The organism is Citrobacter sp. wls826, from assembly GCF_005281245.1.
Lineage (GTDB): Bacteria > Pseudomonadota > Gammaproteobacteria > Enterobacterales > Enterobacteriaceae > Citrobacter > Citrobacter braakii.
Genome location: NZ_SZWS01000036.1, coordinates 1 through 21,539 on the forward strand (window position 1 = coordinate 1; position 21,539 = coordinate 21,539).

Genomic DNA, 21,539 nt, shown 5'->3' on the forward strand with positions numbered 1-21,539 from the left:
AAGGGTGATCCCGGCGGGTAAGATCTTTATCCGCGGCGAAAAGCGTGGCGGTGAAGCCGACGTAGCGCAAGGCGCACAGGCCATTATGCAGGCGATGAGCACCTGTGCGCCCGTGTGCGATATTCGTGGTGAAGCAGGTACGCATGCAGGCGGCATGCTGGAGCGAGTGCGTAAGGTGATGGCCTCGCTGACCGGTCACGACATGCACGCGGTGTATATTCAGGATCTGTTGGCGGTGGATACGTTTATTCCGCGCAAGGTGCAGGGCGGTATTGCCGGGGAGTGTTCAATGGAGAACGCCGTTGGCATTGCGGCGATGGTGAAATCCGATCGCTTACAGATGCAGGCCATCGCCAGTGAGCTGAGCGCCCGGTTAAACATCCCGGTTGAAGTCGGCGGCGTGGAGGCCAACATGGCTGTTGCCGGTGCGTTAACAACGCCCGGATGTGCTGCACCGCTGGCGATCCTCGATTTAGGCGCAGGCTCCACCGATGCCGCCATTATCAATAGCGATGGCGTTGTGAAAGCGGTCCATCTGGCTGGCGCGGGGAATATGGTCAGCCTGTTGATTCAAACCGAGCTGGGCTTAAGCGATCCGTATCTGGCGGAGGAAATTAAAAAATACCCGCTGGCAAAAGTGGAGAGCCTGTTCAGCATTCGCCACGAGAACGGCGCGGTGGAGTTTTTTCGCGAACCGCTCAGTCCGTCAGTGTTTGCCAAAGTCGTTTATCTGAAAGACGGCGAGCTGATCCCGGTAGATAACCAGACCTCGCTGGAAAAAATTCGGTTGGTGCGCCGACAGGCCAAAGAGAAGGTTTTTGTGACCAACTGCCTGCGCGCTTTACGCCAGGTGTCACCCGGCGGCTCTATTCGCGATATGACTTTTGTGGTGCTGGTGGGCGGCTCCTCGCTGGATTTCGAAATCCCGCAGATGATCACCGACGCGCTGGCGCATTACGGCGTGGTTGCCGGACAGGGCAACATCCGTGGTACCGAAGGGCCGCGTAATGCGGTAGCGACCGGGCTGGTTTTGGCCGGGATAGCGAATTAATCGTGCAGAAAACAGCCGCCGCAAGCGTTTAGCTGCGGGGTAAATCAAATAAAGGTGATGTTCTCTTTGATATCCCGGCGGAGTTGGGTACATAGTATAAATGTGTCTCTCACGTGGTTAATTTTAAGGATAAGAGCATGCCAACAGCAATTGAGAAAGCATTGGATTTTATTGGTGGTATGAACACTTCGGCGTCAGTACCCCATTCAATGGATGAAAGTACCGCTAAGGGAATCTTAAAGTATTTGCATGACTTAGGTGTGCCAGCAAGTCCAGAAGCTGTGATGGCACGGGGTGAGCAGGAGGGATGGAATCCCGAGTTCACGAAAAAAGTGGCCGGATGGGCAGAAAAAGTGGCCTCCGGTAACCGCATCCTTATCAAGAACCCAGAGTATTTTTCAACTTATATGCAGGAGCAGCTCAAAGAGCTAGTTTGAGCTGACTATCGAATCAAACTCTAACGGACGTTTCCATCTCTGGATGGCGACGTCCAGAGGGGGGACAGTGACCAGCTTGTTGCTGGACAGAGGCATCCCGTAATATATCTTCAGGCCCCGCCTGCCGTATTCTTCCCGGCTCTTATTTCACATTTTGGTGCGAACAGATATTGATTTGTTCCAGCAGGAATCCTTTTGGCTCGCGCCAACAGCTACGGAAGAACCCCCAAAAAAAAGGACCTGCGATTTCTCGCAAGTCCTTGAATCTTGGTGGCCCCTGCTGGACTTGAACCAGCGACCAAGCGATTATGAGTCATAAAATTGGCATGTTTCTAATCGTTCGCCATTGACGCTTATTGTATTTTAAATTGTTTATAATCAATTGGTTATGATGTTAATTTTGTTTCTGTTTGGTTGCCTGATATCCTCATTGTATTATCCTTACCTGACCCGTTACCTGACCCGAAATTGGCATCGGGTCAGGTAATGCTCATCCTTATAAAGGTAGATTTATGGCCGCTAATCTTACCGAGACTGCTATACGTGGATTGAAGACAAAAAGTACTGCGTACTACGTGTGGAGCAACAGCGCTCAGCGTGGCACCGGCAGACTTGGTGTTAAGGTTCAGCCTTCAGGCAGTAAGGTTTTTTATTTCCGTTATTACGTTGAGAAAGGGAAGAAAGAGAAGTTCATCCAGTTGGGCATCTGGCCTGAGATGAAACTGGTGACGGCCAATGAGCTGGCGAAAAAGTATGGTGCCTGGCTTATTGAAGGAAAAGAGCCGCAACAAGAACTTGAGCAACAACGCCTGGCCGAGCAGCACATCATGCAGCTTCATCGTTCGCAGGGATCGTTTGAAGAGCTGGTGCATGGTTACGTTAACAAGATGAAGCTCGATAATAAGCGGACCTGGGCCGATGTCCTAAAGCGTCTTGAAAAAGAGTGCTACACGGTTATTCCTCGTGATACCAAAGCGAAGGACGTGACGCCTCTACAGATCAAAACCATCCTCTCGGGCATTATCCAGCGTGATGCGGTGGTCCATGCGAACCGAATTCGTTCCTACCTGATGGCGGCATTTAACTACGGCCTGAAAGCCGATAACGATCCGATGAATACCAGCGTGGGCATTACGTTCGGGCTTGAAGTTAATCCGGTATCGGCCATACCGAAGCAGTCCTCAGCGGAGAAAGTGGGTGATACATGGTTAACGCTGGAAGAGCTTCGTTTTGTCATGGAGCAGTTCGCTCAGGCAACTAACGTTGGGCCGTTGATGCAGCATCTTATTCGCTTCTGTATTTATGCTGGCGGGCAGCGTCCATTTGAAATGATTGCCAGCCAATGGAGCGCGATTGACTGGCAGCAAAAGACGTTACTGGTCATAGCCGATGTATCGAAAAACAAGCGTGAGCACCTGATCCCGCTGACTGAATCGGCATTACAGGAATTAGCCTCAGTGAAAGAGCTGACGAAGGAAAGCAGCAGTCCCTATATTTTTCCTCTATCGACCAACAGTGAGCGCCCGGTACGCACTGATAGCCTGGCGCGTTCAATCATGTATTTCCGGGCCTTTAATCCTGAGTTTAAAGTTTTCACGGCGCGAGATTTACGTCGAACCTGTAAAACGTTGATGGGGGAAGCCGGGATCAGCAAAGAGATCCGTGACCGTATTCAGAATCATGCTTTGAATGACGTCAGCTCGAAACACTATGATCGTTATGATTACCTGACTGAAAAGCGTAGGGCGCTTGAGATCTGGGAGGATCGGGTTAACAACTATCAGCGACAGCAGGAAAACAACGTTGTGAACTTGTTTGGGCGGAGGTAAGAGCTTGGCAAAATATGAGCTTAATTCGGCAGAAGAGCGGTATCAACCGGGCTCTGGAGGCTTGGTGTTGGCTAATAAGCTGGGGATCATTGATGAACAGGAAATGGAGACGTTGGAGTCTGGCCTGTTGCTGATGCTTTATGAACAGCTATTTATTGAAGGCCAGCCGCCAGCGGCGCTGGCTTTTGAGCATATCAGCGGCTGGCATCGTCAATGGTTGGGGAATGTGTACGACTGGGCGGGGAGGTTGCGTAATGCCAACTTAACTAAGGACGGTTTCCAGTTTGCTGCTGCCGACAGGATTCCGCTGCTTCTTGATGGTTTCGAGAGGCAGTTTCTTTCTTCCTCTGGTGAACTCAAATCACTGGCTCGTCCGGAGCTGGTAAGTTATCTGGCTGAATGCCATGTGGAGTTTATTTTGATCCACCCATTCAGAGAAGGTAACGGGCGTCTGTCGAGGCTACTTTGCGACGCACTATCGGTTATGGCGGGGAAGGGCTTACTGGATTACAGCCTGTGGGATGAACACAAGGCGTTTTACTTCAAGGCAATACAGGCAGGCGTATCAGGGAACTACAGCCCCATGATGCAATTGGTGGACGATATATTGCCAGATTAACGGGCGAGGCCCACGGCTTTTGCCTTTGCCTGATTTTTTTTGAGTTGCTGCTCAATTTTTTGCACAGAAACACCGGTTTCTATCGCGGTCGAGCTGGCAACGGCGCGGAGGATTTTTGCTTTGGTCACTTGAGATGATGTATGTTTTCTCATGAAAAATTTCCTTATAGCTGCTGCTAGAATTGTAGGTGTTTGGGGATAGATTAGTCCAGTTAATTTCACATTGTGTATCGTAATTTATTTTGGTGGTAAGCTATTTATTGATTCTATAAGGATAAAAAATGTTTGATAAGCCTGATTTTACAAGAGAAAATTTTGAAGAGCTACTGAGGATAAATAATGATTTAAGAAGGGAAAACAATAATCTTTTAGGTGATATAAAAAATTATCATAAAGATAAGGAAAACTTCCTTGTTGATAAAGAAAATTTTATCAAAGACATTGAAATGTTTAGAACCGAAAATAACGAACTAAAAAAAGAGTTATCAAATAATGAAAAAAAATTTAAAAATAACAATGGTGATACTAAAATCAGACCGCCAGCATTAAATGCAATTTATCTTCTTAGCAAAGAGTGTTATCCAGAATACAAATTTACTGCAAAGGATTTTGTTAAAAAATTAGACTCTCTCGCAAAGTCACATGATATTGTTTACTCCTTCCAGTTAAAGACTGTTGAGGGCTGGTGTACAGAATTCAAAAAAATGGATACTAAACAGTAAACTCTTTTTATCTGAGAGTTATTTATATACTCGTAATTCTCAGATCATATGTGAGAGTTTTATTTTATGAAGGGTGGTTTAAGCTATCCCCCTTCAATGATTCTCTTATTCTCCAGCATGAATCCCTCAAATATCACTTTTGTAATATATGGTTTTCTGAGTACACACTCCCTCAGTCATAGCATGATATCCCTTAATAAGGGAAAAGTAATAATTTATTAAGTAGCTGATGATTATGTGTTTTTTGACCGCAATCCTTAATGAGCATCGTGGATGTTGCGCATGCTTCCTGGCACGAGCATGATAATTTCACGCTATCAACAAGGAAACTCAAATGATGCCTTTTAAGTTAACTAATGAACAACGTATCAAAGTCTTAAGAGATTACGGTGAAACTTGCGATCGATTAGTACGAGAAAAAGAGCGGCAATATATTACCTCTATTTCTCGCTCAACAGCGTGGAAACTGGAACAGTCTGGTAAGTTTCCACCGCGTAAGTCCATTGGTCTGAAATCCTGTGGGTGGTTACTAAGTGACCTGCTCTATTGGATCAATGAGCGTTAGTATCGATGTGTTTTTTACATTTATTTTTTTTGTGTTTTTTTTTGAGTGCCCCGTGTTCATCCTGCTATTTCTGCCATTAATAGCGGCATAGCGATGTGAGGGGAATCATTTTAAACGTTAATGAATAAGAGGTATCTATGCTGTGTGGTCGTCCTTTCCCTGTACATGTGTTCCCGCAGATCATCCGAAATGCGGTTTATGAAGTGGAACATCATACGCAGGCTCCCCAGGCTTTGATTGCTGCATCGGTATTGGGGGTTATTTCGCTAGCCTGCCAGAACCGGATTGATGTGTGCCGACTGAATAATCTGCGCAGCCCGGTATCACTTTTTTTACTGACACTGGCGGAATCTGGAGAACGCAAAAGCACGGTGGACAAACTGCTGATGAAACCATTATATCAACTGGAAGAAGAATGGTTTGAAAAATATACCCAGGACTTGATTATCTGGCGGAATGAGGAAATGGCTTTTAATGTTGAAAAGAAAGCCCTGATGTCGAAACTGAAATCAGATATTCGTCGTAATAAAGATCACTCTGCTACGAGCGAACGTCTGAAAGCGCTACTGGCGGCGTCCCCGAAAGCACCGGTCAGGTTCAGGCAGATATGCAACGATGCCACACCTGCGGCGATGAAAGACTCTCTCTGTGGACGCTGGCGGTCCATCGGGCTTATGTCTGATGAAGCTGGCACCATTTTTAACGGCTACGCGCTAAATGAACTGCCTTTCATCAATAAAATGTGGGATGGTGCAATGTTTCCCGTGGAAAGAAAAAGCGAGCCAGATAAATTAATCAAAGATGCCAGAATGACGCTGGGGCTGATGATTCAGCCTGATGTGTTTAAAAAAGGGTATTTGGAACGAAAAGGCGATGCCGCGAAAGGGATCGGATTCTTCGCCCGATGTCTGATATGTCAACCTAGTTCAACACAGGGCTACAGGCAAATTACCAGCCCGGTTGTCTCAAGTGAGCATCTGCCGGTATTTCATCAACGACTTATAGACATTGTTAACGAGAGCATTGCCAGAAATGAGGGAAATGAGCGTCAGTGTCTGCGTTTCTCTCCCGAAGCAGAAAAACGCTGGCTCGAATTTTATAACAAAGTCGAGTCAGAAATGGGGCTGATTGGCCTCCTGTCTGATTTTAAGGATTATGCTTCTAAAATGGCGGAGAATATGGCGAGGATCGCTGCACTGCTGCATTACTTTAACGGCGATGAAGGAGACATATCCCTTACTGCCGTGGAAGCCGCAGTAGATATAATCGCCTGGTATGTGGATGAGTATGTGAGAATTTTCTCTAAACCCCAGACGTTACTGCTGGTAAGTTCAGAAGCAGACGAGCTTTACTCGTGGATAAAAGATTATTGCTACAGGTGTGTGGTGCCGTATATCAGGAAGACAACCATCATGCAATATGGTCCAAACCGGTTCAGGAACCGGAGTAAAGTGAATGAACTGCTCAGTACACTTTATTCGCAAAACAAAATACGGGCAGAGAAAAGAGGGAAAACCATTTTCATACAACCTGTCGATGGTTTTATATAACGAACAGAGAAAAGACAAGACGAAATAATCACTTTATTAAAGAGTCATTACTGTAACTAATTACAGAGTAACTTTTAAACAGCCATCACAGGCTGGGGCTACCTTCGTCTCAAATTTAGATGTTGGATAGGTATTATATATCCTTACTACTTGTATTAACCTGTAAGAGTAGTAATCAGATCAGTATGTCCGTACTAAGATCTGATACCAGTATATACCGACAACAGTGACCAAGAATAGCCCTGCCTGTATGGCATCTTTGTACGGTCTGCTATAGACCGTAGGTCCTACTACAGGTATATTTTATGAAAACATATCAAGGTACGCATGGAGAACACGTTCTCGAATATAGAAGCAAGATTAATAAATTATTATGTTATTTGACTAACCGTTACCCCAGGTTAACGGCGGTACGTGTCGATCTCCACTATCCAAAAATAGTCGATAACGGTGACAATATTTGTTGCTTCCCTAACTTGGAACCTGGGGTGATATCCCGGATGCGTGAGTCCCTCAGAGCTAAGCTGGAGGCTGACCGTACCCGTAAGGAGCGTGAGGGTAAACGCATTTACCGTTGCCCTTTATATATTATGTGGGCAAAAGAGTATTCTGAGTCAGGCAAATGCCACTACCACATTTGCCTGTTGTTCAACAAAGACGCTTACTACCACCTCGGGGATTACGATCGAGACGATAACCTGAGAGGGATGATCACGGGAGCCTGGTACAGCGCCCTGAGGCTGGAGAGAGACGATCACCTTGGTCTGGTCCATTTTCCTGATAACTGTAAGTATGTGCTGGATACCAATAGTACTGACTTCCAGCAGAACTACCAGTCGCTGTTAACCCGACTGGACTACCTCACTAAAGTTGAAAGCAAAGTTTTTGGTGAGGGGGACCGTAATTTCGGCTGTAGCCAAATCGAATTGTGATTTGATTTGAGCCTTCTCTGCGTGAGAAGGCTTTTTTACGTCAGAATTAAGTCATATGCCCCACGAGCGCACAAATTAAACGGTAATCAGTGACGTAGAAGATCTCCGGGTTATCAGCACTTTGCTCACCGATAAAGAAGACCCTAGCCTTATCTTTCAATCTTTTTGCTCTAGCCTCCTGTGCCTCTGTCCGAGCAGCTTCCAACTCTTTACGTACCACAGTACGCTTAGCTTTTGACCACCCAGCCCAAGTTATGTGGATCTGATAACTTCGGGACGGTTTACGCTTTCCGGATTCGTCTTCTGCCCACTCGCCAGACAACGGGATGATGAGCTTGTCATCATCTTCAACAAATTTATTCCAGAGTAGTTCTGCATAAAAGATCTTTGGCTCGGGGTAGAACTGAATTTTACTTTGGAGTTTTTTAAACACCTCTGAGTAAGTTAGCCCCTTGATACCAGGAACGTTTAGCGACATTTCTCGATCATATGGGAAGCGGAGGAAGGCCCGGCAAATATTGCGGATGGTATTTACTTGACGCCGGGATTGTCGTTCGGGTGAATGGCCTTCCCCAGTTCCTGAGGATGCTGAACGCGTCGAACTGGGCTTGTTTTCACCACCTGCAATATCAGGTTCCACAACCGGGCGTTGTTCTATCAACTTTAATCCCGAAGGCATTAAACCTGGAGCACTGTCCAGTATGTTGCGGACACTCTCCTTCTGACCCTTTCGAATTACTATGCTTTCAGCATCAGCGTCACAGTCATGATGATGTTGGATATGACGTTTCTTTTTAAAATAGGCTCTGACTTTTTTATCTTTTTCCCATGCAGCAGGATACATGGTTATACCACATCCCCAGCACACATAGCCTTCAGTATCAACGCTATCCAGCAACCAGAGATCCTCAGCCTCAACAATCTCTCCAGTGCGTTTATCGCGAGCAGATTCCATAACACTCTCCTTTTGTAGAATCAAAATCCAGCATGCTTAGTGTTGGCGATCAAACGCGCACAATAATGATGCTCCAGAAAAACTCATCGGTGATATCGCTCTCGTTGCCAGTTCCCCTTATGGATTACGAGGCGAGTAAGCAGCGACTACTTGTTTTGCCTACAAACGGCATTCGGTTTACACCATCCGGCATCGAAAATGTTTGTTAAACTCGTGGTGATTCAATACCATTTCGTTAGAAGTTGAGAGCAATTCGATTGCCCCCGATCTGTCCAAGCAACGTTTTCGTATTGCTTAACAATTGTAGCTTTACATCATTTTCAGGCATTGACCACGCCTTACCCAGCAATCGAACTGTAATATTGAAATCCCATGGCATCACAGTTCGATTGTCAAATTGAGCAAATGGCCCGTCGCTCTCTGGCACAACCCTGTCTTTAGGGAGCTTAGTAGCAAGAGCTTTCCCAGCGGCAGAGTTGAAAGCAGCCGGACCAATACTGAACCAGCATCCCTGCGCTGAAGCATTCCTCAATTCTGTAACACTTCCAGTGAACCAATGTAAAATAGGAATTCCGTGAGAGGGGAACGCTTTTAAGGTAGCCAGCACATCCGGAACGGCCTGTCTTGAGTGAATGCTCATTGCTCGTCCCCCAACATCGTGGCACTTCCTGACTACCTCGGAAAACACTCGACGTTGCATCGCGTAACTGGTGGAATATCGTTTTGAACCATCCAATCCAACCTCACCTACAGCAGCTACGTTTTGAATCAAATCAAGAAGCATTTCCAATTCCTGGAAACGATCAGCGACAATTTCAGGATGAAGTCCAGGACTGATCATTACCGATTCATGTTTTTCTAAAACATGACTTGTAGCCTGAAAAGCCTTTGGGCTCGTAGTAACTAACCAAGTGAAAACATTACGCTCAATCGCACCAGCATAAACATCTCTAGCCTTGGGATACAAATCAACGTGACAGTGAAAATCAATCAAAGCAATTTATCCTGAACGAGTACACTTTCTAGCTCTTTTATACCTTGCTGCAAAACTCTACGATACATCGGCCGCTCTTTAATCGGTGAAAAAACCAACGAACCACCAAGAAATCTGTCAAGCCCTCTCTTCCTTACATCAAGGATGGCAAGTGCTACAGCCATAGGATCATCTGGCGCACTAGACTTGTCACTGCCAACAACAGATTCAAAGCGGTAAGACGTAGTATCCCCCCCAGGTTTCCATGCAAGGAATGCAGCCCGACGGATCAAGCAAGGAACACAACGTCCACAGTGCTGACGATTATAGGTTCGAAAACGGCCACAACTCGTAGAATCAGCAGCCCATTTTTGCAAAAGATCTTGGTCAAGGCATTCCCGCATCATTTCGCCCTTAGTTTTGAAACGGTACGGCAACTCAAGCTGCACATGGATGCCCAAATTATCCAGAACTCTTTGCAACATATCGATAAACATAGGATGAGTTGTACGAGTACTCAAGCTGGATACGCGCCCCGGAACCAAAGGAGGATTTATGGAGATCACCCCATTTTCGGGAATAAATATTGTTGGTTTTGGTAAGTTTATTTTCGTTGAGGCAAGCAATGCAAATGCATAAAAAGCTAATGAGCGACCACGTGTCGAAGGCTCGCGCGATCCTTTGAAACTGATGCCATGACTCCATTGATAATGTGAACCTTTTCCCATCAGCATGGATGCGTATGCCCTCTGTCGCTCGGAATCTTTATGGGCGAGTTGAGAAACAAATAGTGGTTTTCGACCTTTAGCTACCAAATCAATTCCACCTATTAGACTATCCAGCCCTCCGGATAATAAAGATACGCAATCATTTGTGAGAAAAGCGCCATCTCCTTGAGGAGGTTCCATGCCTGCATTATTGAAATTTAATAACCAATAATCACCAGTTAGAACCTTTAGCATATCTTCAAGATCGGATGTTAGCGGTAGCCACTTATCTGGATTGCACAATCCAACCGTAAGCTGAATATTCCGGGTCCAGCCATCTGCACTTGTTCTTCTAGGGCTTGATAGATCCGCGCTACATACCGCCAGGCAAAACTGTACAAAATCCCAAATCTCTGTTGACGGTCGAAACCCACCCCGTTTTAATGCACCATGCCATCGGTTCGCAATTGTACCAACACCTGCACGCTTAGCGCCTTTAAAATAGGAGAATACTCGCTCATCAGCAGGAACCTGCGCTGGAATCAGTTCTGCTTTAGCACACATAACTTTAATCATTCTGAAAATACCTCTAAGGCAGAGAAGAGAATAGACTGAGCCAAGCTTTTCGGTTCTGTATTTTTTGTAGTTTGTTTTTCCAATACCACTCTAACCTCAGCGCCGACCCACTCGCGAATATCAGAACGCCGTTCCTGAATTAATAAAGGATCATATTTTAATTTTTCGTAAGTCTGTCCAAGCTGGAGATCTATTCGATTACAAATCTCATTCGCAATGGTCAACCCCATGACTTCAGCTATTTGCGCATCCGTGAGATTAAATATGTCCACGTCTGGATAAAGTTCATATAGTTGCGCCATAGCCTCCGCGCCAGCATTACGGAGCGATTCGTCATCAACGCTTCCTGTCCCAGGAATAACCTCTTTCAAAATTTCAAGAGTAAGATCTGTTGCCGAAAGATTCTCTTGACGAACATGAGTAAGCCAATCAATCACTCGCTGGTCGTTTCCATCCCTAACAGACGCCAGGAATTCACCAAGACTACCGACGCCACTGGCAACACCTCGCATTGTAGCAGCAGCTCGTCGCGCGCCCCCCATTCCTTTGGAGACCATGCTTTTTGTCGCACCACGTAAATTATCGTGGCTGCCATTTTGCAGATATCCCCCAAGTAGCGAACGAGCAGGTCCAAACCGTCGTTCTGGTGCTATTGCACCATCAGGCATTACATTTCCACCGTTCTCCTCCGATGGTGAATCAGGCGAATCTCCTCCACCTGTTGTAGAGTCACTTTCAGGTTTTAACCATTCAGGATCAAACGGTGAACCTGCGCGGCCTCCCCCACTAGAAGTTGATGTTCCCATTAGCGCCTCCTCCCAAGGTTCACAATTGCATTCCTAGTTGTTTTTGGTAATTCGTTAAGATCTTTCCATCGTTCTAAAAGTTGCTGTGCCCATAGCTGAGCACCAAGAGTTGGGATTAAACCTGGGCCAATAAGTTTCAGAGGAGCCTGATCCAACAAACTGACTGCTTTATTTCCAATTTCCGTGTAAACCTTGCAGCACTCAATCAGCATTACAATTTCTTTGCTACTCTTCCAAGTACGTGAGGCACTATTACTCTGCCAGGCCTTAGTCATCGCCAACTCTGTCTGTGAAGGTCCTATTTTCCTCATAAGTTCAACTAAGGATTCATGACCATTAGTTGCAACTTTCAGTGCGTCTCTCAATTTTCTAGAATCAGGAGTCATATTGTCATCACCGAAGTCACGAGTTCCAGAGTCACGACTGAGGTGGAGAAGCGGGCGTAGATCCTCGGTTCCCAACGCTGGCAGGAGTTGGAGCCATTGCTGCGTAAATGGCGTATTCTTGAAAGGCTCAGGTAAACTACTCTGACCTGCAGCAGCAGCTTCAGCATCCGCCAAAACTTGTACCCTACCGTCATTATCCGAATGAACACGACTAGCAAGTTCCTCAGCAAGGCTTTCGTCGCACCTTTCAAGGAGATGCCATTTTGCCAGTGCGGCTATATCTAACGTTATTCCCTGTGGCGCAGAAAGAGCATCACGCAAATAAACAGTATTTAAAAATCTTTTCATTAGCCGGGGATTAGCGTTTACAGCTAAAGAGCTATGAAGAAGAGCCGCAAGACCTTGGGCTAAATCCATTAAACTTTTGAGTGCATTAACATGCTCTACCAATTCATATAAAAACTCTTGATTGATCGTTTCACCTTTCCAACTATTACGTAGTTTCTCAGGGATAACGCTAAGAGCATGATTGAACCTTTCCTTACTGAAATGGCCTGCGTTGGTTTCTCGCTCAAGCAACAAAAGCACCAGATACGCTTTCGCCTCATTCAAACCAAGGCGAGGAACATGGAGTGGAACCTGTATTAATTTATCGAAATAGTTAGTTGCAACATCACCCGTAATTCCAGCGCCATCAAAGTGAACCTTCACTGCAGCTTTTATGAAATCATTATCTGCAGCAATAACGAAAGCGCTACGGCGAATAAATAGCAACAAACGAATTGATTCAAGTGTTGAAATTGCTGTTTGTGGCAAACATCTGTCTAAATCATCCACAAATATTACTAACGTGATTTTCAACTCTTCGAGAATACTCTCTAAAGTATCCCTGAATGCCTGAATATGGGCTGGCATCGAAAATGGCTCACTCGGTTTTAGAAGACCGCTGGCACTTAGCTCGAGACTATCTGTATCTGATGATTCATTGCTCGATTTGTCATCCGACGTAAACCAACCAGCCAATTTACTAACGGTTTTTCCAAGAGAACCGATAGGAATGCCAGTAGTTAAAGTCAATGCAGCTTCACCACTTAATTGAGCGACTCGGAGAAGATTTATCCTTCGCCACAGTTCAGATACTTTGTCGGCGATAGTCTTATTTTCATCGGTAAGCCGAACAATCTCGTCCCCCACAATTTGTAACAATGCACTCCTAGCGGACTCAAAATCTTGGTAAAGCCATGGATTAAAAGTGAGCACGACAAATGAATGCTTTTCTAGATTGTTTTCCTCCCTACACGACTCTTCTGATGAAGGGCCCTCCAAGCGTGATGCAATCATTTTCACCAGAGAAGATTTACCTGCTCCCCAGCCACCTGAGACGCCTATAGAAATAGGTTCCCCATTAGCCTGCTTTAGCAGGCTTGCACATGCATCAGCAACAACACCAAAATTCAAATAATCGACAGTTGTCTCGTTGTCATGCCACATAGTGAAAAATCCATTTAAAATTAATTTATATCAATAGGATATGAAAACTATTGGTTTCTGGTTCACAAATCCACTCTTGTATAGGGCACTTGGCGTGTGGCCAGCAAATCTACACAGCGCCCTGCAAAGGCGTTTGGTATCGCAAGAGCAACAAAATTACGAGCACGGGTTAAGCCAACGTAGAGTACACGCTTTGCCTCAGCATCTACTCGCGCTTGCCATGACTCGAAGAGTGCTTCAACTCTGTTTTCAGGGGCTCGATTTGGCGGGACTACGACGCATACTGCATCGTACTCACGACCTTTCACTTCATGTATATTGCCACATGCAAAACCGAGAGCTGCGGGCACTTGAAGATGCTTTGACCAATGCGCATTAGGTGGCTGTCGGAAGAAACGACGTACGCTTACACCAGCTGGGAGTGGCAGATGCAGCCTCTCCATTTCCGCATGAACACAGGCTATCCAGGCAAGCCGCTCTTCATCCGAATCTCTGCACGTTTTTGGAAGGTTGATGAGGAAACTTAGGGCGCATCTCCGATGGGCACGCCGGTCCATACCAAGACGATCTATGGCTTTAATCAGATGCTCATTTGGTTGACGCACACCCATTAAATCCAGCAATAATATTTCGACTGACTGGACTACATTCTCCTTCGTTTTTGGGGTTGCGGCAGGTGACCAGAACTTTGACACTTGACGAGCCAGCGTCTCAATTCGCGAGTTTCCGGTTGAATTGCTGGAAGTGACACCAGCTGCCCGTAACGCAACTTTGCCTGAGTGAGCCAAAATAATCGCCTTGGTTGAGTCCAGTCCCAGTTCCGTAATCCGTTCAAGGAATATCTGACCAATCATTGCCGTTGGACCCCGGCCACCGTAGGTAAGAAGTAAAATTGGATAGTCAACATTCGCACTTTCACCAAGCGACCGATCAACCTGACCTTCTCGCCTTAAAGAGGCTGCTAACTGACAAATTGCGGGACTACTACGAAAATTACCCGTCAACTCCTTATGTGACGCAATAGGATATGTATCCTTAAATATCTGTATTCCTTGAGGATTACCATTACGAAATTCGTAGATTGCTTGGTCAGGATCACAGACGAACGTAACATTTACCCCATGTGCTCTGAGCCATGTCAGTATTTGTAGATCGAGTGGATTGCAATCTTGCCCTTCATCAACCATAACTTCTTGAAAACGTGCCGCTAATGCGCGAGCAAGTGCCCCACCAATTACATTATCTCTAATCAACCGCAATGTTTGAGCACGTGCGTCCCCTGCACTCATATAGCCAGCTTGTAATAAAGATCGTCGCCGATGTGCTGCTGCTTGTTGGTATCGAAGCTGATGTTGACGGACATGATTTTGCAAACCTGCATGTCCGATCCTATCAGGATCAATAATATTGGTTTCTGGATCAAACAAATCTAGGCTTACCGGTTCACCTCGAAAGGCAAATTGACCTGATAAACGAATTTCTATGCCAAGAGTATCCCAACTATCAAGGATGATTGGTCGTATCTGGTTTGATACCGCACAGCTTGGTAGTACAACGAAATGCCTGACGAAAGCATCAAGTGTTCCCATGAAACTAGGATACTGCAACAGCGTATCGAGCCCAGCAGCCAGGCATCGTTCGCGAAACTCGTCTACAGCGGAGTTTGTGAATGAAAGTATCGCTATGCCCTGACGAGAAGGCAACGTAGCGGCGATCCTCGCTAGCCGAGCAATGATAGTGCGTGTTTTTCCGGCTCCAGGACAAGCATTAACGAAGGCTCCGCCAATGTGGGCAGCAAATGTTTCTTGCTCTGGGGTTAGATTGTGGATGCCAGTCATATACGTGAAGCTCCATGAATTGCATCAATGAGATAAGGAGGTACAACAAATGGTTCACCCGCCTCAATGCGCGAAGCCATAGCTTGCGCCAAATCGCCTTTACGAGTCTTTTTCGCCTCAATTAATTTAAGAAATGCATTGGGGCGATCTTGTTCTGGAATGGCCTCTATCTGTGCTTCCCAGTCTCTACGTGAATTACGATGCAAACGAAGAAACACGCTTTTCAGGAAACTTTCATTTCCAGCGCCAAAAATTTCGTGCTCCAATGTGTGCTGATTGGTTAGCACGATCAGAGCATCTGGAGCTCCATGCGTTGCCGCCAGATTTTCCAGATCAACTTTCCTATTTCCCAACACGGTTGGGTCCGCATCAGTGATCACTATCAGCCTATCAGCAATACGTGCATCACCATATGGCCGTAGCAGCACCTCTACATATGGACGGAAGTCCACACCTTCAATCGGCACAATTACAGCCCCCTTGAACCTAAGCCACCCATCTAAGTCATTGGTTAGCACAAGCTTTTGTGCTAGTACGGGCAACAATAGTGCTTCCGCGATCCCTTCCACCAATATAGCTCTGTTACCAAACAGCAAAGCGGAACGAGTCACGTCAAGATATCGGCTAATTTTATCTAATGTCTTTGGCTTTAGCCCTATTTCGGCAATAGGCACGCTAACTGATTCTGAGATGGCTATTCCATCTTGCTCACGATGTCGCGAACGCATGACCACTAAGTGGCGTGGAGAAACCCATGCCGTCAGGTTGGGGGAATGGGTTGTCACTACAATTTGGATGCGACCTTCAGGCTTTCCTGGCTCTATGATGCGTGATGCTGATTGACGCGCTTGTTCTAAGAGGAACTCAAGCACAAGTACCTGTAATTGCGGGTGCAAATGTGCTTCAGGTTCTTCAACAAGGAAAATCGTGAGGTCTGCCTCTTTGGCTTTAGTCAGCTCTACAACAACAGTGGCCATGTAGAGTAGATTTGAGTACCCCAGACCAGAAGATCGAATATCTTCGGGTATCAAACCTGTATCGGCCATACGAAATCTCAAATCACGAGCTACATCGAATAAGGTTTCACTACCAAAATCCAATGCCGCTATCTGCGGACGAACTCCATTAGTGAGTAGTCCGAGAGCTGCACTGATATCAGTATTCATTGTAGTTAATATCTCAGGCCGATTATCCGCACGCCTGACACCAGCGAGGAAATCCTGTTCCTGCTCTTTTGGCAAGAAATTACGCAGCAATGCCATCACTCGAGTGCCACTGCTGGTACCAAGCACCTGGTGTGCGTCCCTTAAAGGAGGGAGATAAACGTGTCTGATCAACTCTGAAGAACCAAGCTCTGGTCCATTGGTGTCGAAACGTCCAGCCCACACGGTAGTCTTACCACGGGGAGCATGTTCGGAACGCGATTCATATCGATAACCGAAGGTAGCCTCACTCTTGGTAGGATCGGGAACTGCAGATATCAATAGACCTTTGAGGGTATCGCTTAGATCCTGGAAAGCCCCTTCGATTTGAAAACTTGGGATGGTCGAATAGCGACGCACATCCTCATCTTCTGGGTATCGTTCGCGGCGTCCGCTCAATGGCAGAGTAAGTAATCTGATTGCGTCTACAACATTGGATTTTCCACCATTGTTTTCACCGACCAATACAGTCAAATCTGGGCGAAGACTAACAGTCACATCATCACAAGACCGAAACCGTGAAATTTTTAGTCTACCTAAATACATAAATATCCTTATATTAAAAAATCATATAAGTCACGCTGAAAGGTCCGTGTGGAGGGCTTCATCCAAAATATTTTAATATATCGGTAGTCCTTCTCGACTCACGGTGAACGGACATTAATTGCATACTTCGTTACGGATACGTAGAACTCGACGAGTTTCTAACAATGAAGCGAAGCGATAATTACTGATTCATTACTCCACAATTACAATAATATCAACACTTTCCTTATGATAATGTGCCAGAGGAATCATTTTTCACTATTGCTAAAAAAGATGATTTAGATCCAATCTAATAGTTATCTCTGGCTCAAACGTGATTCTGTATTAATCCTTTTGAAGCTACATTTCGTAAATCTGCCTACTCACTTTGAATCCAAATAATTTCAGATGGATATTATCTTCATGAATCCCCTGCGATCCCATACCGGATCGCGGGGCTTTTTATTTTTCACGCTGAGATCTCCATATGCAAAAATCTGACGGCCTTCAGGCCTTTGAACAACCGCTGGCAGCATTACCTCATAGCCTCCGCAGCCACATCCTTGAACGCCTCCGCAACCTCACGAAGTACGAGCCGGTTATCGGCATTATGGGTAAAAGTGGGTCAGGTAAATCTTCTCTCTGCAATGCCCTGTTTCAGGGCGAAGTCACGCCTGTCAGCGATGTGGCGGCCTGCACGCGCGATGTGCTGCGATTCCGGTTTCGCAATGGCAATCACAGCCTGATGATTGTTGATTTACCTGGTGCTGGTGAAAGCGAGCAACGTGACGAAGAATACACTGCACTGTATCGTCGCATCCTACCCGAGCTGGATTTGGTGTTATGGGTCATCAAAGCTGATGATCGGGCACTGTCAGTGGATGAACACTTCTATCACAAGGTGATGCTGGCGTATCAGCGCCGGGTGCTGTTTGTTGTTAATCAGGCTGACAAGGCCGAGCCCTGCCATCAGTGGAGTGTTGCCGATAACATGCCTTCCCCGGCCCAGATGTCGACGATTAAGGCGAAGCGAAATGCCGTACAACAGCAGTTCCTGCCGCATCACCCTGTTTGTGTGGTGTCAGCCCGAACCGGGTGGGGTATGGAAGCTCTGGTAGATACCATGATGAGTAGCCTGCCTGACCGGGCCACCAGCCCATTGACGACACAACTGCATGGAAGGCTCTGCACCGAGCCGGTAAAAAAGCAGGCACGCGAGCGCTTTGGTAATGCCGTGGATGAAATGATTGGCAATGTGGAGTCATCATCTTTTCTACCAGCGCCTGTAAGGGCTGTGATTCGAACCGTGCGGGAAGCCGTGGTGACCGTTGCCCGTGCCGTCTGGGACTGGATTTTCTTCTGACAACAGCTTTTGACGGACACTTCCTGTCCTTTCCGTGCTCAATTAATGAGCGATTAATGCACCTTCAACGCGTAAAGGCGCATTACAGCTGTAATCCTCGCACTGAAAAAATACGCCTTCCCATGTCCATACCCTGTCCGACCCCTTCGTTACACTAATCACTTAATTTTCAGCCTGTTAACGGGATGGAGAAAATCTAATGTCCCAGACTGAGCGTCGCCATGAGCGACTGGCGGTTCGGCTGTCCCTCATTATCAGCCGCCTTGTTGCTGGCGAAACACTGGATATGGGCCTTCTTGCCGCAGAGTTTGGTGTATCGCTCCGTACCCTCCGCCGGGATTTTCGTGAGCGACTGATGTACCTGGACCTGGAATATCGCGACGGCACCTGTCGTCTGCTTTCAGGTAGCCATCAGCGCGAACTGGCGGTGCTGACTTTTGCTCGTCAGTCAGGTGTGGAGGCTTTGTTTCCTGACATGGATAACCACATGGTCAGCTCACTGCTGAGTGGGCCCGGTGAGTCTCCGTGCCTCATATGGGCAGAATCGGAGTCATTGTCGCCGCCCAGGCCAGGCATATTTACACGCCTTGTCAGGGCTATATCAGAGCATCGTCGCGTGACGCTGCTGGCTGAAGGTTGTCGTTGCTCAGGGCTTGCACCATACCGCCTCGTACTCTGCGACGGGCACTGGTATCTGACTGGCGAGCATCATCATCGCGTGGCAGTGTTTCCGCTGAACGATATCCATGCGGTTACCTTGCACCCGGAACTGTTCGTGCCCGACCTTCAGATTCGTAACGTTCTCGCCGAACCGGAATTACTCAGAGCCCTTCCCCATTTTCACGTTTTTCACTCACTGCTCGCCAGAACTGGCGACGGTCTTTTACCTCATAAGGAATCATGATGAAGAAATTACTGATTACAACGGCACTGGCCGTCAGTCTCTGCGCTGGCGCTACCTTTCCGACGTCTGCCGAAACTGTCGTGGGTACCGTCAAATTCTGGCAGTACATGCAGGCGGATGGCTGGAAGTCGGCCGATGGCATGGATAACGACACGCTAAACAATACGCTCTATCAGGCCAGTGTGATTGGCAATTATCCCTGGACCAGGCAATTCCTGCTGCGTCAGCGGGGTGGTGGTGCTTATTTTCTCGCCGATAAGAAAACGCATACTGTGCGCAAGCTGAATTTGAAACCTGCCAGCGGGTATTACTCCGACCTGACATCGGTCTATCAGGGCGAAGACCAGGGGAAAGGGTGTTACTTCACTATCATCGACACCCAGTATCAGCTGGAGCTGGCTGACGAACCTCACAGCAACCAGGTACTTGCTGCATTCCCGGAAAACTGTGTCAACAAACAGCAGCAGGCTGCCCTGGCGGCGAAGCGTTCTGCCTCAGAGCAGAAACTGCAGCAGTGGGTAGCTCAACAGAGTCTGGCAGAGTTGTGCCGACGCACCGGCAATTGCTGAAGCAAAGGAACGGACGATTAATAAGGAAACAGCACCATGAAGAAATTGTATCGACCTGTTCTCACCGTTTTGATGGTTATCAGTGCCATGGGGGTCTCTGGCTGCGACAGCAAGGAAGATGCGGGTGTGAAAACGATAGCCCGGTTTAAAGACCTGACTCCGCCACCGTTCAGCAAAGTTGTGTCGCATAAATCCGATATTGCCCAGGAATGGGTAAAAAAGGATGCCTTCGGTACACCGCAATACACGGTGATGAAAACCCGCCAGTCACCGGAAGGCTGTGAGTCAGGCAATTATTACTACATTGCTGACATGCAGCAGAAAACGGTACAGCCACTGATGGCAGCCCTGTGCCTTGCAGACAATATCACTCTGAGCTTCAGGATTGAAACCGACAGCTACACGGGTGAAAAATCGGTGGTGTATTCGCACGATGGCAAGGAAATGGGGAAACTCTATCTGCCGGAGAATCAGGAGAAAAATCCATGATGAAGCTGAAAGGCGTTATCTCAGTTTTCGCTTTGAGCCTATGTCTGCTGTCACCTGCTCAGGCCGAAGAACAGCGTTACATCAGTATCCGCAACACAGACATGGTCTGGGTGCCGGGTAATGTCTGCGTCTGGCAGTTTCGCCTGGACAACGGCGGAAGTGGCGAAGGGTTCGGGTCTTTGACACTCTCCTTGCGTCTGAAAGATAAAGGAGGGAACACGCTGGCGATGGGGAATATGGCGGTGGCTGCATTTGGCGACAGCGATGCCACTCGCTCCCAGGAAGCTTCGCTGGAGAACGAATGCGTGGAAAACGTCAACTCGGTCGAAATCATGAAGGCAACGGAAGAGCGTAATGGTTACCAGATTGACCTGCCACTGTCCGTTTTCGACCCGCAGTATTACCGGCCGGTACAAGTCACGGTTGTCGGTGGTAAAGCATCTTAACCGATTCGTTACCCGTTTGATTCAGCCCCTGTCGCTTATGCCACAGGGGCTTTTGTTTTAAGGAGCCTGTATGCCTGAACTCACTGAACTGCCTGATGGATCGTTTACGCGCCAGCAGGCAGAGTTGGTTGCGACTCAATATTTCAACGTTGCGATAGAGGACGACCAGGGTACGCATTTCCGTCTGGTTATCCGTCATGATTGTTGGATAGTCTGGCGAGACTGGAACTTTGAGCCGGATGCCGGTTACTGGCTGAACCGGTATATCGCTCGCTATGGCATACGTAAATTCCCTGCATAACCACCAGTAGCGCACCACCGTTATAAACAAAGTCAGGCCATACCTCCCTCGGGAAGTGTGGCCTTTTGTATTTTTACCCACCGCATAAGGAGTTATCCATGCGATTAGCTAGCCGCTTTGGCCGTATAAACCAGATACGCCGTGACCGGCCTCTGATCCACGAAGAACTGATGAGTCATGTCCCCAGCGTGTTCGGGAGTGACAAGCATCAATCTCGTTCAGACCGTTATACCTACATCCCTACCATCACCATCCTCGAAAGCCTGCAGCGTGAAGGCTTTGAGCCGTTCTTTGCCTGCCAGAC

22 protein-coding genes and 1 pseudogene are annotated in these 21,539 nt (G+C 47.1%); 15 read left to right on the forward strand and 8 right to left on the reverse strand.

Going from position 1 to position 21,539, the window contains the following annotated elements; genetic code table 11:
* The 4 genes from FDW87_RS08760 to FDW87_RS08775 all read left to right on the forward strand — a co-directional run.
* Positions 1-1,051, forward strand: a 1,051-nt coding sequence (locus tag FDW87_RS08760) for a diol dehydratase reactivase subunit alpha (protein WP_137379647.1), incomplete at its 5' end; no start/stop codon positions are given.
* A 113-nt stretch (positions 1,052-1,164) separates the two neighbouring features.
* A complete protein-coding gene (locus FDW87_RS08765; protein WP_071524484.1) occupies positions 1,165-1,488 on the forward strand; it encodes a DUF1889 family protein in 324 nt (107 codons plus the stop codon).
* Positions 1,489-2,000: 512 nt separating this feature from the next.
* A complete protein-coding gene (locus tag FDW87_RS08770; RefSeq protein ID WP_137379648.1) occupies positions 2,001-3,317 on the forward strand; it encodes a site-specific integrase in 1,317 nt (438 codons plus the stop codon).
* Between the two features lie 4 nt (positions 3,318-3,321).
* Positions 3,322-3,936, forward strand: a complete 615-nt coding sequence (locus FDW87_RS08775; RefSeq protein ID WP_170975106.1) for a Fic family protein — start codon at positions 3,322-3,324, stop codon at positions 3,934-3,936.
* On the opposite strand, the gene FDW87_RS08780 is transcribed toward FDW87_RS08775, so the two are convergent.
* The gene (locus FDW87_RS08780; RefSeq protein ID WP_137379649.1) at positions 3,933-4,088 is read right to left on the reverse strand and encodes a hypothetical protein; all 156 of its coding nucleotides are present in this window, start codon (positions 4,086-4,088) and stop codon (positions 3,933-3,935) included. The two genes, FDW87_RS08775 and FDW87_RS08780, sit on opposite strands and share 4 nt — an antisense overlap.
* A gap of 128 nt (positions 4,089-4,216) precedes the next feature.
* Here FDW87_RS08780 and FDW87_RS08785 point away from each other — a divergent pair, with 128 nt between their 5' ends.
* The 4 genes from FDW87_RS08785 (at position 4,217) to FDW87_RS08800 (ending at position 7,704) form a co-directional block, all read left to right on the forward strand.
* Positions 4,217-4,657, forward strand: a complete 441-nt coding sequence (locus tag FDW87_RS08785) for a hypothetical protein (protein ID WP_137379650.1) — start codon at positions 4,217-4,219, stop codon at positions 4,655-4,657.
* Positions 4,658-4,991: 334 nt separating this feature from the next.
* Positions 4,992-5,222, forward strand: coding sequence for an AlpA family transcriptional regulator (locus tag FDW87_RS08790; protein WP_080950027.1), 231 nt, complete (start codon positions 4,992-4,994; stop codon positions 5,220-5,222).
* Between the two features lie 137 nt (positions 5,223-5,359).
* Positions 5,360-6,772: a YfjI family protein gene (locus FDW87_RS08795; protein WP_137379651.1), complete on the forward strand. Its 1,413-nt coding sequence runs from the start codon at positions 5,360-5,362 to the stop codon at positions 6,770-6,772.
* 305 nt (positions 6,773-7,077) lie between these two features.
* Complete coding sequence (locus FDW87_RS08800; protein ID WP_137379652.1) at positions 7,078-7,704, forward strand: inovirus Gp2 family protein; 627 nt, start codon at positions 7,078-7,080, stop codon at positions 7,702-7,704.
* A 46-nt stretch (positions 7,705-7,750) separates the two neighbouring features.
* Here the strand turns inward: FDW87_RS08800 and FDW87_RS08805 are convergent, their stop codons facing one another.
* The 7 genes from FDW87_RS08805 to FDW87_RS08835 form a co-directional block, all read right to left on the reverse strand.
* Positions 7,751-8,659 (reverse strand): hypothetical protein, encoded by a 909-nt coding sequence (locus FDW87_RS08805; RefSeq protein WP_137379653.1) that lies wholly within the window; start codon positions 8,657-8,659, stop codon positions 7,751-7,753.
* Between the two features lie 235 nt (positions 8,660-8,894).
* Positions 8,895-9,653, reverse strand: coding sequence for a Qat anti-phage system TatD family nuclease QatD (gene qatD / locus FDW87_RS08810; protein WP_137379654.1), 759 nt, complete (start codon positions 9,651-9,653; stop codon positions 8,895-8,897).
* The gene (qatC, locus tag FDW87_RS08815) at positions 9,650-10,915 is read right to left on the reverse strand and encodes a Qat anti-phage system QueC-like protein QatC (RefSeq protein ID WP_137379655.1); all 1,266 of its coding nucleotides are present in this window, start codon (positions 10,913-10,915) and stop codon (positions 9,650-9,652) included. The genes qatD and qatC overlap by 4 nt, the downstream gene beginning before the upstream one ends.
* Positions 10,912-11,721 carry a hypothetical protein gene (locus FDW87_RS22155; RefSeq protein WP_137379656.1) on the reverse strand — a complete coding sequence of 270 codons (810 nt, stop codon included), beginning with the start codon at positions 11,719-11,721 and terminating at the stop codon, positions 10,912-10,914. Before FDW87_RS22155 ends, qatC begins: the two co-directional genes overlap by 4 nt.
* Positions 11,721-13,598 carry a P-loop NTPase fold protein gene (locus tag FDW87_RS08825; RefSeq protein WP_137379657.1) on the reverse strand — a complete coding sequence of 626 codons (1,878 nt, stop codon included), beginning with the start codon at positions 13,596-13,598 and terminating at the stop codon, positions 11,721-11,723. Before FDW87_RS08825 ends, FDW87_RS22155 begins: the two co-directional genes overlap by 1 nt.
* Before the next feature lie 62 nt (positions 13,599-13,660).
* Positions 13,661-15,436 (reverse strand): ATP-dependent helicase, encoded by a 1,776-nt coding sequence (locus FDW87_RS08830; protein WP_137379658.1) that lies wholly within the window; start codon positions 15,434-15,436, stop codon positions 13,661-13,663.
* Positions 15,433-17,184, reverse strand: a complete 1,752-nt coding sequence (locus FDW87_RS08835; protein WP_137379659.1) for an ATP-dependent endonuclease — start codon at positions 17,182-17,184, stop codon at positions 15,433-15,435. Before FDW87_RS08835 ends, FDW87_RS08830 begins: the two co-directional genes overlap by 4 nt.
* A gap of 466 nt (positions 17,185-17,650) precedes the next feature.
* Here FDW87_RS08835 and FDW87_RS08840 point away from each other — a divergent pair, with 466 nt between their 5' ends.
* From FDW87_RS08840 to FDW87_RS08870, 7 genes and pseudogenes are all read left to right on the forward strand, one after another.
* A complete protein-coding gene (locus tag FDW87_RS08840; protein ID WP_137379660.1) occupies positions 17,651-18,526 on the forward strand; it encodes a GTPase family protein in 876 nt (291 codons plus the stop codon).
* Between the two features lie 199 nt (positions 18,527-18,725).
* Positions 18,726-19,430: a WYL domain-containing protein gene (locus FDW87_RS08845; protein ID WP_137379661.1), complete on the forward strand. Its 705-nt coding sequence runs from the start codon at positions 18,726-18,728 to the stop codon at positions 19,428-19,430.
* Positions 19,430-19,999 (forward strand): hypothetical protein, encoded by a 570-nt coding sequence (locus FDW87_RS08850; RefSeq protein WP_004929046.1) that lies wholly within the window; start codon positions 19,430-19,432, stop codon positions 19,997-19,999. The genes FDW87_RS08845 and FDW87_RS08850 overlap by 1 nt, the downstream gene beginning before the upstream one ends.
* A 36-nt stretch (positions 20,000-20,035) precedes the next feature.
* On the forward strand, positions 20,036-20,488 hold the full coding sequence (locus FDW87_RS08855; protein WP_057625983.1) for a YfjS/YafY family lipoprotein: 453 nt from the start codon (positions 20,036-20,038) through the stop codon (positions 20,486-20,488).
* Positions 20,485-20,934 carry an IrmA family protein gene (locus FDW87_RS08860; RefSeq protein ID WP_137379662.1) on the forward strand — a complete coding sequence of 150 codons (450 nt, stop codon included), beginning with the start codon at positions 20,485-20,487 and terminating at the stop codon, positions 20,932-20,934. Before FDW87_RS08855 ends, FDW87_RS08860 begins: the two co-directional genes overlap by 4 nt.
* A gap of 70 nt (positions 20,935-21,004) precedes the next feature.
* On the forward strand, positions 21,005-21,235 hold the full coding sequence (locus tag FDW87_RS08865) for a DUF905 domain-containing protein (RefSeq protein WP_137379663.1): 231 nt from the start codon (positions 21,005-21,007) through the stop codon (positions 21,233-21,235).
* 98 nt (positions 21,236-21,333) lie between these two features.
* Positions 21,334-21,539, forward strand: a pseudogene (locus tag FDW87_RS08870) (DUF932 domain-containing protein); the annotation flags it as partial.